The organism is Candidatus Frankia nodulisporulans (genome assembly GCF_902806475.1).
Classification (GTDB): domain Bacteria; phylum Actinomycetota; class Actinomycetes; order Frankiales; family Frankiaceae; genus Frankia; species Frankia umida.
Genome location: NZ_CADCWS010000535.1, coordinates 1 through 568, shown reverse-complemented (window position 1 = coordinate 568; position 568 = coordinate 1). Strand labels below are relative to the sequence as shown.

Below are 568 nucleotides of genomic sequence, written 5' to 3'. Positions count from 1 at the left end.
CTGGACCCAGCTGCGGGAGCGGGTGGCCCGGCCGGCGGCCTGTCGGACGCTCAGGCCCTCCTGGTAGGCGGCCACGATCGCGGCGCGGGCCGCGGCCGGGTCCAGCCGAACAGCAGGGGTGTCCACCCGGGTGTCCACCCCCGTCGGCCGGGTGTCCCCCTGGGTGTCCACCTGAACAGCCGGGTTGGTGTTCACCTGGACGGCAGGTTCCGGCGACAGCCCGCTGACCTGCGCAATCGCAGGGGTGTCCACCCCTGCCGGCGAGGCGTCCACCTGGGTGTTCACCTGCTGCCAGGCGGGGAGCTCCCACCGAGGTGCGCCCTGGCTCGTCACGCAGGTCAGAGCCCTGCCGGTGTCCTCACCGTCGCGGGCGTCGGCGAGGGCCGTCCAGGCGGCGGCGAGGGTGTGCGCGGTGCGGGCCTGTACCCGGGCCACCCGCGCCCCGGCGGCGGTCACCGCGGCGAGCCGGGTTTCCTCGGCGCCGGCCTGCGCGGACAGTCGGGCGCGGGAGACGGCGGCGTCGTCGCGGGCCGTCTGGCGGATGGTGCGGATCTCTTCCAGGGCGGTT

Annotated in this window: 1 pseudogene; it reads right to left on the bottom strand. The window is 76.2% G+C overall.

Annotated features, from left to right (window positions below):
• Nucleotides 1-568 (bottom strand): annotated as a pseudogene (locus G6R24_RS23125) (hypothetical protein); the annotation flags it as partial.